Annotated in this window: 1 rRNA gene; it reads left to right on the forward strand. The window is 39.7% G+C overall.

Features of this window, described 5'->3' with window-relative positions:
• A 16S ribosomal RNA gene (locus GFB48_RS17440) occupies positions 1–67 on the forward strand; the annotation flags it as partial.
• Positions 68–546: the final 479 nt, after the last annotated feature.

The following is a 546-nucleotide window of genomic DNA, read 5'->3' on the forward strand; positions in this document are numbered from 1 at the left end:
GTTCATGACTGGGGTGAAGTCGTAACAAGGTAGCCCTAGGGGAACCTGGGGCTGGATCACCTCCTTACCTAAATTGATATTCAACGTTTGTTGAGTGTTCACACAGATTACTTGACCTTACTTGTCTAATCGCTCTGATACGGCGTTGGATTCGTTTTTTACTCGGTCACATACAAACAACGTATGCTCCCGAGCTAAAAAATCTCATCCGCCTTGTCTCAAAACGATTATCCTGCGTAAGCAGCAAGTAGGTGATAGATAGATACTTAATGTATCGACGTTCTTTAATAATTTGGAAAAGCTGATAAAAATAACAAACTTGTTTGTTATTTATCTTTAAAAGTTCAATGTGATAACGAAAGTTATTACAAACTTAAGCAAACCATTGTCACAGTACAATCTTTTATCTTTTACAGGCCTCTACTCATGGAGGACGCTGGAAAGACACAAGGGTCTTTATACAAAACTCATGTGGGTTGTATGGTTAAGTGACTAAGCGTATACGGTGGATGCCTAGGCAATCAGAGGCGATGAAGGACGTGTTAA

It is taken from the genome of Paraferrimonas sp. SM1919, assembly GCF_010993985.1.
GTDB lineage: Bacteria > Pseudomonadota > Gammaproteobacteria > Enterobacterales > Shewanellaceae > SM1919.